At 68.1% G+C, this 12,855-nt stretch carries 14 protein-coding genes; all 14 read right to left on the reverse strand.

Translation table 11 applies throughout. From position 1 onward, the window contains the following. Positions 1-32 precede the first annotated feature (32 nt). Positions 33-1,163, reverse strand: a complete 1,131-nt coding sequence (gene flhB / locus ROV93_RS04560) for a flagellar biosynthesis protein FlhB (RefSeq protein WP_072166955.1) — start codon at positions 1,161-1,163, stop codon at positions 33-35. A gap of 207 nt (positions 1,164-1,370) precedes the next feature. After that, the gene (locus tag ROV93_RS04565) at positions 1,371-3,503 is read right to left on the reverse strand and encodes a bifunctional diguanylate cyclase/phosphodiesterase (protein ID WP_312538601.1); all 2,133 of its coding nucleotides are present in this window, start codon (positions 3,501-3,503) and stop codon (positions 1,371-1,373) included. A 278-nt stretch (positions 3,504-3,781) separates the two neighbouring features. Further along, complete coding sequence (gene fliR, locus ROV93_RS04570) at positions 3,782-4,573, reverse strand: flagellar biosynthetic protein FliR (RefSeq protein ID WP_072166957.1); 792 nt, start codon at positions 4,571-4,573, stop codon at positions 3,782-3,784. A gap of 13 nt (positions 4,574-4,586) precedes the next feature. Continuing rightward, on the reverse strand, positions 4,587-4,856 hold the full coding sequence (locus tag ROV93_RS04575; protein WP_005413254.1) for a flagellar biosynthetic protein FliQ: 270 nt from the start codon (positions 4,854-4,856) through the stop codon (positions 4,587-4,589). 59 nt (positions 4,857-4,915) lie between these two features. Beyond that, positions 4,916-5,695 carry a flagellar type III secretion system pore protein FliP gene (gene fliP / locus ROV93_RS04580; RefSeq protein WP_072166958.1) on the reverse strand — a complete coding sequence of 260 codons (780 nt, stop codon included), beginning with the start codon at positions 5,693-5,695 and terminating at the stop codon, positions 4,916-4,918. Between the two features lies 1 nt (position 5,696). After that, entirely contained in the window at positions 5,697-6,095 is a 399-nt protein-coding gene (gene fliO / locus ROV93_RS04585) for a flagellar biosynthetic protein FliO (protein ID WP_171956126.1), read from the reverse strand. A 17-nt stretch (positions 6,096-6,112) separates the two neighbouring features. Next, on the reverse strand, positions 6,113-6,448 hold the full coding sequence (fliN, locus tag ROV93_RS04590) for a flagellar motor switch protein FliN (RefSeq protein WP_005409543.1): 336 nt from the start codon (positions 6,446-6,448) through the stop codon (positions 6,113-6,115). Then, positions 6,445-7,449, reverse strand: coding sequence for a flagellar motor switch protein FliM (gene fliM / locus ROV93_RS04595; protein ID WP_005416434.1), 1,005 nt, complete (start codon positions 7,447-7,449; stop codon positions 6,445-6,447). Before fliM ends, fliN begins: the two co-directional genes overlap by 4 nt. Before the next feature lie 10 nt (positions 7,450-7,459). Continuing rightward, positions 7,460-7,975, reverse strand: a complete 516-nt coding sequence (locus tag ROV93_RS04600; RefSeq protein ID WP_005416435.1) for a flagellar basal body-associated FliL family protein — start codon at positions 7,973-7,975, stop codon at positions 7,460-7,462. 222 nt (positions 7,976-8,197) lie between these two features. After that, positions 8,198-9,373, reverse strand: coding sequence for a flagellar hook-length control protein FliK (locus tag ROV93_RS04605; protein WP_072166959.1), 1,176 nt, complete (start codon positions 9,371-9,373; stop codon positions 8,198-8,200). Continuing rightward, positions 9,373-9,840 carry a flagellar export protein FliJ gene (gene fliJ, locus ROV93_RS04610; protein WP_005416437.1) on the reverse strand — a complete coding sequence of 156 codons (468 nt, stop codon included), beginning with the start codon at positions 9,838-9,840 and terminating at the stop codon, positions 9,373-9,375. The genes ROV93_RS04605 and fliJ overlap by 1 nt, the downstream gene beginning before the upstream one ends. Positions 9,841-9,843: 3 nt before the next feature. Continuing rightward, positions 9,844-11,229 carry a FliI/YscN family ATPase gene (locus ROV93_RS04615; RefSeq protein WP_065178546.1) on the reverse strand — a complete coding sequence of 462 codons (1,386 nt, stop codon included), beginning with the start codon at positions 11,227-11,229 and terminating at the stop codon, positions 9,844-9,846. Then, positions 11,226-11,867, reverse strand: coding sequence for a FliH/SctL family protein (locus ROV93_RS04620; protein WP_072166960.1), 642 nt, complete (start codon positions 11,865-11,867; stop codon positions 11,226-11,228). Before ROV93_RS04620 ends, ROV93_RS04615 begins: the two co-directional genes overlap by 4 nt. Further along, entirely contained in the window at positions 11,864-12,850 is a 987-nt protein-coding gene (fliG, locus tag ROV93_RS04625) for a flagellar motor switch protein FliG (protein ID WP_024958226.1), read from the reverse strand. The genes ROV93_RS04620 and fliG overlap by 4 nt, the downstream gene beginning before the upstream one ends. Positions 12,851-12,855 lie beyond the last annotated feature (5 nt).

Genomic DNA, 12,855 nt, shown 5'->3' on the forward strand with positions numbered 1-12,855 from the left:
GCGGGTGTTGAATCCGGTGGCGGGCTGGGCGCTCACGGGCGGCCTCCCTTGCCGAATTCATCCACCTGGATGTGCGGGGCGTCCGGCATCGGGCCAGTGCGCCAGGCGCGCAGCTGGTAGACGTAGGACAGAACCTGGGCGACGGCCGAATACAGTCTCACGGGGATTTCCTTTCCGAGTTGGCCTTCCCGATACAAGGCGCGTGCCAAAGGCGGGGCAGAGACGATCGCGACCTTGTTGCCGTCGGCCACTTCACGGATGCGCAGGGCGGTCTCGTCCACGCCCAGCGCGACCACGGTGGGGGCGTTCATGGCGCCGCCCTCGTACTTCAGGGCCACCGCGTAGTGGGTGGGGTTGACCACCACCACGTCCGCCGTGGGCACCGCTTCCATCATCCGGCGGTTGGCCATCTGCTGCTGCAGCTGGCGGATACGGCCCTTCACCTCGGGGCTGCCCTCGCTTTCCTTCATTTCCCGGCGCAGCTCTTCACGGGTCATCTTCAGCTTGCGCATCCAGTTCCAGCGCTGGTACGGCGCATCGATCGCGGCCAGCACCAGCATTGCGCCGGCGGTGGCCAGCAGCAGGCGCAGGGTGAAGCCGAGGCCGTCGGTGATGGCGGTCTCCAGCGGGTGGTGGATCAGCCCGCGCAGGGTGTCGAAGCCGGACCACACCACCATCCCGGCAGCGACACCGACGAAGGCCACGCGCAGCAGCGATTTGGTGAACTCGGCGATGGCTTCCGGGCCATACAGGCGCTTGAACCCGCTCATCGGGTTCATGCGGTTGATGTCTGGCAGCAACGCCTTCTGCGACCAGCGCAGGCCGCCCATCACCAGCGGGGCGACGAAGCTGGCCAGCAGGCAGACCAGCACCAGCGGTGCGATCACCAGCATGAACTGCAGCAGCAGATCACCGAAGTGGCCGAACAGTTCCTTCGGGTTCTGCCGCAGGCTCTGCTCGGGGCTGAGCGCCTGCTTCATCCAGGCGCTGGCGCCGCGTCCGATCGAGCCGCTCATGGCCATTACCGCCAGCACGCCGGCGCCGAACACGGCGGCGGTGCCCAGTTCGCGCGAGCGCGGCAGGTTGCCCTGTTCACGGGCGTCGCGCAGGCGTTTTTCGGTCGGTTGTTCGGTCTTTTCGCCGGCGGATTCGTTCTCGGACATCACGGGTACTGCGGCAGGGGTTGCCGGAGGGCGTGCAAGAACTGTTCCACGCATGGCGTGGATCAACCGACGACCCTTTTGTAGAGCCGGGCCCACGCTCGGCTGCGGTTGGGTCCAGGCGCGAAGCGCAGCCGAGCGTGGGCTCGGCTCTACAGGAGGGTGCCGCAGGAATCGTTCCGTGATGGCAGGTGGTCGCGCTGCCCGGCGCTATCCGGGCGGGTGTTGTTGCGGCGGGCTCTGCGCCAGCTCCACCCGCGGCCGCGGCAGGTCGTGCAGCTGCATGAAGCGCGCCGCGTCGACCGGGCGGCCGAGCAGGTACCCCTGCAGGAAGTCGCAGCCCAGGCGCTCCAGGTAGGCGCGCTGCGCGGCGGTTTCCACGCCCTCGGCGACGATGTCCATGTCCAGTGCATGGCCCAGCGCCACGATCGCCGAGACGATCACCACGTCCTCCGCACTGTGTTCCAGGTCACGCACGAACGCGTGGTCGATCTTGATCTCCGTGGCGGGCAGCCGCTTCAGGTACAGCAGGCTGGAATAGCCGGTTCCGAAATCGTCGATGGAGATGCCCACGCCCAGCGCCGACAGCGCCTGCAGCAGGCGAAGGCTGGCATCGGTATCGCGCATGACCGTGCTTTCGGTGATCTCCAGCACCAGGTGGCGCGGGGCAATGCCATAGCGTTCGATCACTTCACGCACATCCTGCAGCAGGTGTGGCGAACTGAACTGCACCGGCGACAGGTTCACCGACATCGACCAGCCTTCATGCCCGGCGTCGCGCCAGCGCCGCAGCTGCTGGCAGGCCTGGTCCAGTGCCCAGCGACCGATCTCGTTGATCGCGCCGCTGCGTTCGGCCAGGCGGATGAAGCGGTCCGGTGGGATCAGTCCGTGCTCCGCGTGTTTCCAGCGGATCAGCGCTTCGGCACCGGCCACCTTCTGGGTGGCCACGCGGATCTTCGGCTGATAGTGCAGGAACAGCTGCTCGCTGCCGATCGCACGGCGCAGGTCGGCCAGCAGCCGGAACTGCTGCTCGGCACTGTCGTTCATCCAGTCGGCGAACAGCACGAAGGCGTTGCGTCCGGATTCCTTGGCCTGGTACATCGCCGCGTCGGCGAAGGCCATCAACTGGCGCTCGCTGGCAGCGTGGTCGGGGCAGATCGCCACGCCGATGCTGGCGGTCACTTGAAGTTCGTTGTCCGGCAGCAACGGGCCGCTGCCCACCGCCTGCAGGATGCGCCGGGCGAGGGTGGGCAGGTCCTCGTCGTGCTCGATGCGCACCACCAGCACGAATTCGTCGCCGCCCAGACGGGCCAGCATATCGTTGGGCCGGAGCAGCTGCCGGGTACGCTCGGCCACCGCCACCAGCAGTGCGTCGCCGGCCTGATGGCCGTAGGCATCATTGACCTGCTTGAATCCGTCCAGGTCCATGAACATCACCGCGAAACGGCTGCCGCCCTGTTCGGCTTCGGCCAGCGCCTGCACGATGCGCCGCTGCAGCAGCAGGCGGTTCGGCAGGCGGGTCAGCGGGTCGTGCAGCGCGGCCTGGGTCAATTCCTGCTGGGCATCGGTCAACGAGGTGCTCAGCATCGAGTTGCGAAGCCGCAGCAGCTGCGCCTCCACACGCTGGTCCAGCCACGAGACCACCAGCACCACCGCCAGGATCGCAACCGTCAACACCACCACCAGCATCGCCAGCCACTCGCTCTGCAGGCCATCACCGACCGCGGCGCCGCAGATGCTGCCTTCCGGGAAACGCGCGGCGGCCATGCCGGTGTAGTGCATGCCGACGATGGCCAGGCCAAGCAGGCCGGCGGCCGCCAACCGGTCACCGACGCAGGTGCGCTGCGCGCGCAGGCGGAACGCCACGTACAGCGCGGTCCACGAAGCGGCCACCGCCACCACCAGGGAGAGCAGCAGCCAGCCCGGGTCGTAGTCGATCCCGGGCTGCATGCGCATCGCTGCCATGCCGACGTAGTGCATGCCGGCAATGCCGGTGCCCATCAGCAGGGCACCACCGGCCAATCGAGGATGGGGCAGGGTACGCAGTGAGACCAGCCACAGTGCGAACACCGACGAGGCGATCGCCAGGGCCAGCGAGAGCAGGGTGATGGGCAGGTCGTAGCCCAGTGCAATGGGCAGATCGAAGGCCAGCATGCCGATGAAGTGCATCGACCAGACACCCAGGCCCATGGCGAATCCGCCCCCCAGGCGCCACCACCAGGCGGCTGCCCGGCCCGGGGCGGTGACCGTGCGCCCGGCCATGGCCAGCGCTGTGTACGACGCCATCACGGCGACCAGCAGTGAGATCGCCACCAGCCACGGGTTGTACGTGCCTACCAGCATTCGTCAGTCTCCCGGACCTGCCTGTCGACGGAAACCACGGTGGGGCATGCATGAGGCAGGCCAACGCGAACGGGCGTCGGCCGGGTGCGGCATCCCCCCGGTTGCCGCGCATTCACTCTAACGCGCAGACCGGGGGGGACTTCAAGCGGCAATCCGTGAAATTGCGCCCCTGTAGAGCCGAGCCCATGCTCGGCTGCCACTCCTGCCGAAGGCAGCCGAGCATGGGCTCGGCTCTACAGAAACAAATGCATGGCAAGCAATAGAACGTGATGACCGGGTCAGCGTGTGACCGCGTCCGCGGCCTGGAAGGCGACGTCGAACAGGCGCTGTACCGGCGGCCCCATTTCCCCGGCCAGCAGCGCCAGGAGGAACAGGCCCAGCAGCAGCGAAACCGGCAGGCCCAGCTGGATCGGGTTCAGCGCAGGGGCGGCACGCGCCAGGACACCGAAGGCCAGGTTCACCGCCAGCATCGCCACGGTCAGCGGGATGGCCAGGGTCAGCGCACCGCGCAGCACGGTCAGCAGGAAGGTCGGAGCGATGCTGAAGAAGGCATGGGGATCAGGCAGCGGGGCGCCAATCGGCAGCGCGCGATAGCTGTCCACCAGCAGCGAGATCAGCGCCAGGTGGCCGTTGGCGGTGAAGAACAGCAGCCCGAACAGCAGATAGAACCACTGTCCGATCACGCCGGAGGTACCACCGCGCAGCGGGTCGCTCATCTGCGCAAAGGCCAGGCCGGTGCCCTGCGCGATCAGTTCGCCCGCCATCGCACCGGCTTCGAACACCAGCCGCAGCAGGAAGCCGATGGATACGCCAATGGCCAGCTCGCGCGCGATGGTCAGCACCGTGGCGGCGTCGAAGCCGGTCCAGTCCGGCACCGGGGGCAGCAGCGGGGCCAGTGCGATGGCCAGGGTGCCAGCCAGCACCACGCGCACCCGTGACGGGACGGCGCGGGTCCCGACCATGGGCATGGCCATGGCCACAGCGCCGATGCGCAGCATGGTCCACAGTACGGTGCCGATCATGCCGAAGGCCTGAAGGCCGTCGGCAGCCATCTGGGTGGCGGCGTCCATCGAAGCGCGTGTCCTAGCCGATCAGGTGCGGAATTCGCTGGAACAGCAGCGTGGTGAATTCAACCAGGTGGCCGATCAGCAGGCTGCCCAGTGCGAACAGCACCGCGGTCAGCGCTGCAGCTTTGGCGACGAAGGCGATGGTCGGTTCATTGAGCTGGGTCGCGGCCTGCACGACACCAACCACCACGCCCACCACCAGTACGGTGAGCAGCAGCGGGCCGGCCACCCACAACACGGTGATCAGGCCGCCACGCAGTTCAGTCAGGGCAAGTTCGGGAGACATTCGGATTCCATCTGCTCATGTAGAGTCGAGCCCTGCTCGACTGCGCGTTACGGGGGATATCAGGCCGGATTGAAGCTCGCCGCCAACGTACCCACGGTCAGCACCCAGCCATCGACCAGCACGAACAGCAGGATCTTGAAGGGCGCCGATACCAGCATCGGCGACAGCATCATCATGCCCATCGACATCAGCACGCTGGCAACGACCAGGTCGATGATCACGAACGGGATGAAGATCAGGAATCCGATCTCGAAGGCGGTCTTCAATTCACTGGTGACGAACGAAGCGACCAGCACCGGGAACGGGATCGCGTCGGGGCTGGCGTAGGTGCCATGCCCGGCGATGCCGGCAAAGGTCATCAGGTCGGTCTCGCGGATCTGCGCCAGCATGAAGCCGCGCAGTGGCTGCGTGGTCAGCGTCCATGCGGTCTGGAAGTCGATGTCGCCGTTGAGGTAGGGCGCCATGCCCGCGCTCCACGCCTTGTCCCAGGTCGGCATCATCACCATTGCGGTGAGGAACAGGGCCAGGCCCAGCAGCACCTGGTTGGACGGCGTCTGGCCGGTGCCCAGCGCCTGGCGCAGCAGGCCCAGCACGATGATGATGCGGGTGAACGAGGTCAGCACCAGCAGCATCGACGGGATCAGGGTGATCGCGGTCATCAGCAGCAGGGTCTGCAGCGGCAGGCTGACCGGCTGGCCGCCGATCTTGCCGACGTTGACGTCCGGCAGAGGGGTGGCCGGAGCGCCGGGTGCGCCGAACGCCAGCGCCGGCAACAGGCACAGGGCAAGCAACAGCAGCCACGGCGTCAGGGTGGCGAGACGGGTACGGGGGACACGCATGTCAGGGATCCTTGCGCAGCCGCTGCTGCAGCAGCTGGGCGAAATTCGGCAGGTTCTTGAAGTCCGGCACGCGCACCGGTGCAGGGGGCGGCAGCGGCTCGGGCAGGGTATGCAGGGTGTTGATGCCGCCGGCGGTGACGCCCAGCAGCAGTTGCTGGCCATTGACCTCGACCACCACCACGCGCTCCTTGGCGCCGACACTGAGGCTGGCTACCAGCTTCATGCCTTCGGCCGGGCGGAAGCCACTGCCAGGCATGCGCTTGAGCAGCCAGCCCAGGCCGATCACCAGCGCCAGCACCGCCAGCAGCGCCAGCACCGCACCGAACAGGCTGGGTGCGGCGGCCGCATGCTGGCCGACCTGCGGACCGATCGGCGCGGCGGCCTTGCCGACCGCCAGCAGGGTGGAGGCCAGCAGGCTCAACGCAGTCTCCGGATACGCTCGCTGGGGCTGACCACGTCGGTCAGGCGCACGCCGAAGCGGTCATTGATCACTACTACTTCGCCGTGGGCGATCAGGGTGCCGTTGACGAACACGTCCAGCGACTCGCCAGCACCGCGCTCCAGTTCCACCACCGACCCCTGGTTGAGCTGCAGCAGGTTGCGGATCGGCAGGCGGGCACGACCGACTTCCAGCGACAGGGTCACCGGCACATCGAGGATCACGTCCAGGTTCAGGTCCGGACCATTCGCCTCGTCGGCCTGCAGGCTGCTGAACTGGGCCGGGGTCGGTTCGAGGGCGTCGATATCGTTCATTGCGGGTCTTCCTGGATGACGGGTACGCGCGGGCGGGTGCCCGGCGGATGGGTAGCGGTGATCTTCACGGCGTTCATGCCGTTGGCGATGCCGAACTCGCCGGTGAACACGGGGATGTTCTCCACGCACAGCGGCACCTGCGGGCTCAGCTCGATCGGCAGGATGTCGCCGACCTTCAACTGGGTCAGGTCGCGCAGGGTCATGCGCTTGCTGGCCAGTACGCTGGACAGGGTGACTTCGGCGACGTTGAGCTGCTCACGCAGGGTCTTGCCCCAGCTCTCGTCGCGGTCGTTGCGGTCGCTCTGGATGCCGGCGTCGAGCAGTTCGCGGATCGGTTCCAGCATCGAGTAGGGCAGGGTGACGTGGATGTCGCCGCCGCCACCGTCGAGCTCGACGTGCAGGCGGCACACCACCACGTACTCGCGCGGGGTCACGATGTTGGCGAAATGCGGGTTGATCTCCGAGTTGATGTACTCGAAGTCGACATCCATCACCGGTGCCCACGCTTCGCGCAGATCGGCGAAGGTCTGCTTCAGCAGCAGGTGGATCACCCGCATTTCCGTAGCTGTGAACTCGCGGCCCTCGATGCGGGTGGGGTAGCGCCCGTCGCCACCGAAGAAATTGTCGACGATGGCGAACACCAGGGTCGGCTCGAACACGATCAGGCCGGTGCCGCGCAGCGGCTTGAAGCGGATCAGGTTCAGGTTGGTCGGTACATACAGCGAGTGCATGTAGTCGTTGAACTTGATCAGCTCGATGCCGCGCACCGACAGTTCGGCCGAGCGGCGGATCAGGTTGAACAGGCCGATCCGCCACAGGCGCGCGAAGCGCTCATGGACCATTTCCAGGGTCGGCATGCGACCACGGATGATGCGGTCCTGGCTGGCGAAGTCGTACGAGCGCGCTTCGCCTGACGGGGGTTCCGCATCGGTCTCGACCGCGCCACTGTCCACGCCGTGGAGCAGGGCATCGATCTCGTCCTGGGACAGCAGATCATTCATCGGTGGGCCCTTACTGGGTCACGAAGCTGGTGAACAGCAGATCGTCGGCGCCGTTGCTGCCGGTCTCGGCCTTGAGCACCTTCTGCACCTCGGCCAATGAGGCGGCCTGCAGCTTCTGCTTGCCGGCGACATCGGCGATCTGGTCCGGGCTGACCTGCGAGAACAGCATCAGCAGGCGCGCACGGATGGCCGGGGCGTGGGTCTTGATCGCTTCCAGCGCGGCCGGGTCGCGGGTCATCAGCTGGACCTCCAGCTGCAGGTAACGCGGGCCGTCGACCGGGCCATTGAGGTTGACCACGAAGGCCGGGTCCAGCGCGAAGTACTGTGCCGGGGCTGGGGTCGCGCTCTTCTTCGGCGCCTGCGCGGTCTTCTCTTCGTGCTTGGACTGGGTGAAGAACCACACGCCGCCACCGGCGGCAGCGGCGGCCAGTACGGCCACCAGCGCGGTGATCAGGATCGGACTACGCGGCTTGGCGGCCTTGTCCTTCTCTGCGGTCTTCTTGGTTTTGTCAGCGGCTGCGGCCACGGGTGAAGCTCCTGAGGGTTGCTTCACCGGGATATGCAAGGGGCGTGCCGAAGGCCGGGCAGCGGGATGCGACGGAATTCCGTCAGGGTTTGGGTGGGGCCGAGCGGAGCAAGCTCCGCACCCACCAACGCGATACGGGTGGGTGCGGCTCTATTGCCCGGCTGCCCTGGTGGGCGCCGACCGCTCTGCGCTGGTGGGTGCCGACCCTGGTCGGCACGGCTGTCAGGCGTAGGCGTCCAGCAGTCCGCGCTGGCGGATCAACTGCGCCGACGACATGCTGGCCTCGCCCGGCGTCGGTTCTCCGTCGCCGATGATGCCGCTGCCACCGGGCTGGCCCGGCGCATTGCCGTCATCACCCGGTGACTGGTGGCCGACATCGGCGTGGGCCAGCTGGAAGCCCTGTTCGCCCAGCAGCTCGCGCAGGCGCGGCAGGCTGCTTTCCAGCGCTTGCCGCACGTCCACGTGCGGGCTGCTGAAGCTGGCATGCACCTTGTCGCCGTTCAACTGCAGGCGCACGTCGACCGGGCCCATGTCGTCCGGGCTCAGGCGGATGTGGGCGTGGCCGATCTTCTGGTCGGCCAGCCAACCCAGGCGTGCGCCGATGGCCTGGTCGAAGCCATCGTCACCCAGCACGGGTTTCGGCGTCGGCTCGCCATTGAAGATCGCATTGCCGGCGGCGAGCGCCGCCTTGAGGTCCTGTACGGCGGCTGCTGCCGGGGCGTGCAGCAGGGATGTGCTGGCGCGGTCGCCAACGGCGGCCACGTCACTGCCTTCGCCGCGCTCGCCGCGCTCGCTGCGCTTGCCGGGCAGGATCATCTCCGGCAGTGGCAGCGCCGCATCGTCCGCACTGGCCGCCGCCGGTTTGGCGTCAGCCGCCACTGGGGTTGTGGTGGCCGTCGCCGGCGCGTCTGCAGGCAGTGTCGGGTTCGTGGCGGGGGCAGCAGCAGGCAGCGCGCTACCGTCGCTGGCCAGCGCCGGTGCAGCGGTGGTCGGCAGAGCAGCGGCCGGATCGGCAGGCATCGGCATCGCCAGCACCAGGCCGGCCAGGCCGGGCGGTGGCCACGGGGCGTCCTCGGTCGCGGCGGGCTTGTCCTTCTCGGTGCCGGGTCCCGCTGGGGTCACGGCAACGGGTGGCAGCGACGGCGTTTCAGCAGTTGCCGCTTCGGCGCCCGCATTGCGTTCATCCGGTGCCTGGCCATTGCTGTCGGCAGTCGATGGCGGGCTCGGCGTGGATGGCGTCGGCGTCGTGGGGTTTCCCGCAGACGCGGGCGCGCAGGGCGCACCGCCCTGCAGCAGCTGGCTGAAGTCCTTTCCGCCTTCGCTGCGCGAGGCGCGTGCGGCACTGTTGCTGGTGGCGGGCGTGGCCGTGTTGGCGCTGCTGGCGAGCGGGGCGGGCATCACGAGCGGCCTCCCTGCTCGGCGCCGTCCTGGTCTTCGGCCTGCACCAGGCGTGCACGCCGTGCACCAATGTCGTCCATCTCGCGCTGGTCGCGGCGGTCGGTCACCACCTTTTCCTGCGCCCGGTAGCTGGCGGCCAGCTGCTCCAGCACCGCCTTGTCACGGCTGGCGAGGATCAGGCGTGCGCGCTCGGCCTCCACTTTTTCGCGGTTGCCATTGACCGTGGCCTGCTGCTGCTCGACCGCGCTGTCCAGTCGATCGAGGAAGGCGCGGCGGTTGAGCAACTGTGCCGGGCTGGTCGCCGCCATCTGTGCGTTGGCGTACTCCTCGGCATAGCGGCGCAGTTCGTCCAGTCGCGAGAGATGGGTGTCGAGCACGCGCTGGCGTTCGGCCAGGTCGCGGGCGACCGCGTCCTCATGTTCCTGGGCCCGCTTGAGCAGGGGATCGATGCGCTTGGACTGGTTCATGGCTTAACTCTCTTGTTCCACCAGGCGCTGCAGCGCCGCCTGGCTGTGCGGGAGATCTGCGGCCTTGGCAACGTCCTGGCCGAGGAACTCCATGATTTCCGGCCAGCGTTCCAGGGCTTCGTCGGTGGCCGCGTCGTTGCCGCGCTGGTAGGCACCGATCGCGATCAGGTCCCGGTTGGCCGAGTAGGCCGAGACCAGTCGCTTCAACTTGCGGATGCGCAGGCGCCACGGTTCGTCGGCGATTTCCGTGACCACGCGGCTGACTGACGATTCGACGTCGATGGCCGGGTACAGCCCGCTGTCGGCCACGCGGCGCGAGAGCAGGATGTGGCCATCGAGGATCGCGCGCGCGGCATCGGCGATCGGATCCTGCGGATCATCGCCTTCGGTCAGCACCGTGTAGAACGCGGTGATCGAGCCACGGCCCTTGGCGCCATTGCCGGCGCGTTCGACCAGTGCCGGCAGCTTGGCAAACACCGACGGCGGATAGCCGCGGGTGGTCGGCGGTTCGCCGACCGACAGCCCGATCTCGCGCTGCGCCTGGGCGAAGCGGGTCAGCGAGTCCATCAGCAACAGCACGTTCAGGCCCTGGTCGCGGAACCACTCGGCAATGGCGGTGGCGCGGTAGGCACCATGCAGTCGCGCCAGCGGCGGCCGGTCGGCGGGGCTGGCGACCACCACGGCGCGGCGCAGGCCTTCCTCGCCCAGCGTCGTCTCGACGAAATCGCGCACTTCGCGGCCACGTTCACCGATCAGGCCGACCACGATCACGTCGGCGGCGGTGTAGCGGGTCATCATGCCCAGCAGCGTCGACTTGCCGACGCCGGAGCCGGCGAACAGGCCGACGCGCTGGCCGCGGCCGATCGGCAGCAGCGCGTTGATCGCGCGCACGCCCACGTCCAGCGGCTGGGTGATCGGTTCACGCGCCAGCGGATTGATCGACACGCCGGCCATGCCAACATGGCCTTCGGCGCGGATCGGGCCCTTGCCATCCAGCGGCACGCCGTCGCTGTCGATGACGCGGCCGAGCAGGCCTTCGCCCACTTCCACGCCGCCCCGGCGCGCCGATGGCACCACCCGGGCGTTGGGCAGCAGGCCATGCAGTTCGGCGCTGGGCATCAGGTAGGTGCGTTCGCCGGCGAAGCCGACCACTTCGGCGTCGACCCAGCCACCGTCGACCACTTCCACCTTGCAGCTGGCGCCCAGCGGCGCTTCGCAGCCGACCGCTTCCAGGGTCAGCCCGACCGCACGGCGCAACACGCCCTCGCGGATCAGGCCACGACCATGCGCGGTGTCCACGCGCAGGCCATCCAGGCGCCGGGCCAGGCGCAGGTTGCGGGCCACGGCCCAGTCGGCCGGCGGCGGAGTGGTTTGTGGTCCGGCACTCATGCCGTGGCTCCGGTCTGGCGGATCACCGCATCCAGCGCACCGCGCAGGCGGGCTTCCAGGGTGCCGTCGATGCGCACGGCTTCGGCGTGCACGCGCAGGTCGCCACGGCTGAGGCTGGTATCCGGTACGAGGCGCTGCGCCGGTGAAAGGTTCAGCAGCGGGGCGAGCGCAGCGATGTCATCCGGGTGCAGCCGCACTTCCACCTCGCGGGTGCTGCCCCCCACGGCGTCGATCGCTTCGCCGACCAGCTGCGCCAGCAGTGCCGGCTCGGCTTCGTAGGCGCGGCCGACCAGTGCGCCGGCGATGCGCACCGCCAGTTCGCCGAGGGCGCCGACCACTTCGTTCTCCAGCCGCACCAGCGGCCGGCTGAAGTTGTCCAGGATCCCTTCGATCTGTGCGGCGAGGCGACGTACTTCGGCCTGGCCCTGGCCGTAGCCGTCGGCATGGCCCTGTTCGAACCCTTCCTTCTCGGCGCTGTCCTGGATTGCCTGGATCTCTTCAAGGGTCGGCAGCTGCAGCGGCGGCTCCGGATCGTGTTCCGGATCCGGCTCGGTGAGTCCGAACGCACCCTCCTGCTCCAGCACCGGTTCGGGCTGGGCCAGCAGGTCCGGGGCAAGCCAGCGCACGACGTTGCTCACAGCATGGCCTCCGCGCTGCCACCGATGGTGACGGTGCCTTCATCGGCCATGCGCTTGACGATGGCCAGGATCTCGCGCTGCGCGCCTTCCACGTCGGACAGGCGCACCGGACCGCGGGCCTCCATGTCTTCGAGCAGGATTTCGGCCGCGCGCTGCGACATGTTGCGGGTGATCTTGTCGCGCACCTTGATGTCGGCACCGCGCAGGGCCAGGCCCAGGCGCTCGCCGCTCACCTCGCGCAGCACCAGCTGCATCTCGCGGTCGTCCAGGTCGACCAGGTCGTCGAACACGAACATCAGGTCCTGGATGCGGTTGCTCAACGGCGCATCGATGCGCGCGATTTCGCCCAGGATCGCCTGGTCCTGGCCACTGTCCATGAAGTTCAGGATGTTGGCTGCGCACTGCACGCCGCCGATGTTGGACGACTTCAGGTTCTGGTTGCCGGCGAACTGGCGCTCCATGATCTCGTTGAGTTCATTGAGCGCGTTCGGCGGAATACCGTCGAGGGTGGCGATGCGCAGCAGCACATCCACGCGGGTACGGTCCGGCAGCAGCTTCAGCGCGTCGGCAGCCTGGTCGGTTTCCAGGTGCGCCATCACGATGGCGATGATCTGCGGGTGCTCGTTGCGCACCAGGTCGGCCACCGCACGCGGGTCCATCCACTTCAGCGCGTCCAGGCCGGTGGTGTTGCGGCCGAGCAGGATGCGGTCGATCAGGTTGCCGGCCTTCTCGCTGCCCAGCGCCTGCACCAGCATGTTGCGGATGTAGTCATCCGAGCCCACGCCCAGCGAGGTCTTCGAGCCCAGTTCCTGGCCGAACTGGTCCATCACTCGCTCCACCTGCTCGCGGGTGATGTCGGTCATGGTGGCCATGGCGATGCCGATCTTCTGTACTTCCTTGGGTTCCATGTGGCGCAGCACTTCGGCCGCATCCAGCTCACCCAGCGAAAGCAGCAGCACGGCCGCGCGCTGTACACCGGTCAGTTGTG

The organism is Stenotrophomonas maltophilia group sp. msm4 (assembly GCF_032025605.1).
Classification (GTDB): Bacteria; Pseudomonadota; Gammaproteobacteria; order Xanthomonadales; family Xanthomonadaceae; genus Stenotrophomonas; species Stenotrophomonas sepilia.

What these genes read in the sequence shown, in the direction of transcription:
- fliJ (WP_005416437.1), bottom strand. Translation starts at nt 9,840, where the DNA reads ATGAACCAGTCCAAGCGCATCGATCCCCTGCTCAAGCGGGCCCAGGAA.
- fliP (WP_072166958.1), bottom strand. Translation starts at nt 5,695, where the DNA reads ATGCGTGTCCCCCGTACCCGTCTCGCCACCCTGACGCCGTGGCTGCTG.
- ROV93_RS04615 (WP_065178546.1), bottom strand. Translation starts at nt 11,229, where the DNA reads ATGAGTGCCGGACCACAAACCACTCCGCCGCCGGCCGACTGGGCCGTG.
- fliR (WP_072166957.1), bottom strand. Translation starts at nt 4,573, where the DNA reads ATGGACGCCGCCACCCAGATGGCTGCCGACGGCCTTCAGGCCTTCGGC.
- ROV93_RS04565 (WP_312538601.1), bottom strand. Translation starts at nt 3,503, where the DNA reads ATGCTGGTAGGCACGTACAACCCGTGGCTGGTGGCGATCTCACTGCTG.
- ROV93_RS04605 (WP_072166959.1), bottom strand. Translation starts at nt 9,373, where the DNA reads ATGCCCGCCCCGCTCGCCAGCAGCGCCAACACGGCCACGCCCGCCACC.
- ROV93_RS04575 (WP_005413254.1), bottom strand. Translation starts at nt 4,856, where the DNA reads ATGTCTCCCGAACTTGCCCTGACTGAACTGCGTGGCGGCCTGATCACC.
- fliM (WP_005416434.1), bottom strand. Translation starts at nt 7,449, where the DNA reads ATGAATGATCTGCTGTCCCAGGACGAGATCGATGCCCTGCTCCACGGC.
- fliN (WP_005409543.1), bottom strand. Translation starts at nt 6,448, where the DNA reads ATGAACGATATCGACGCCCTCGAACCGACCCCGGCCCAGTTCAGCAGC.
- flhB (WP_072166955.1), bottom strand. Translation starts at nt 1,163, where the DNA reads ATGTCCGAGAACGAATCCGCCGGCGAAAAGACCGAACAACCGACCGAA.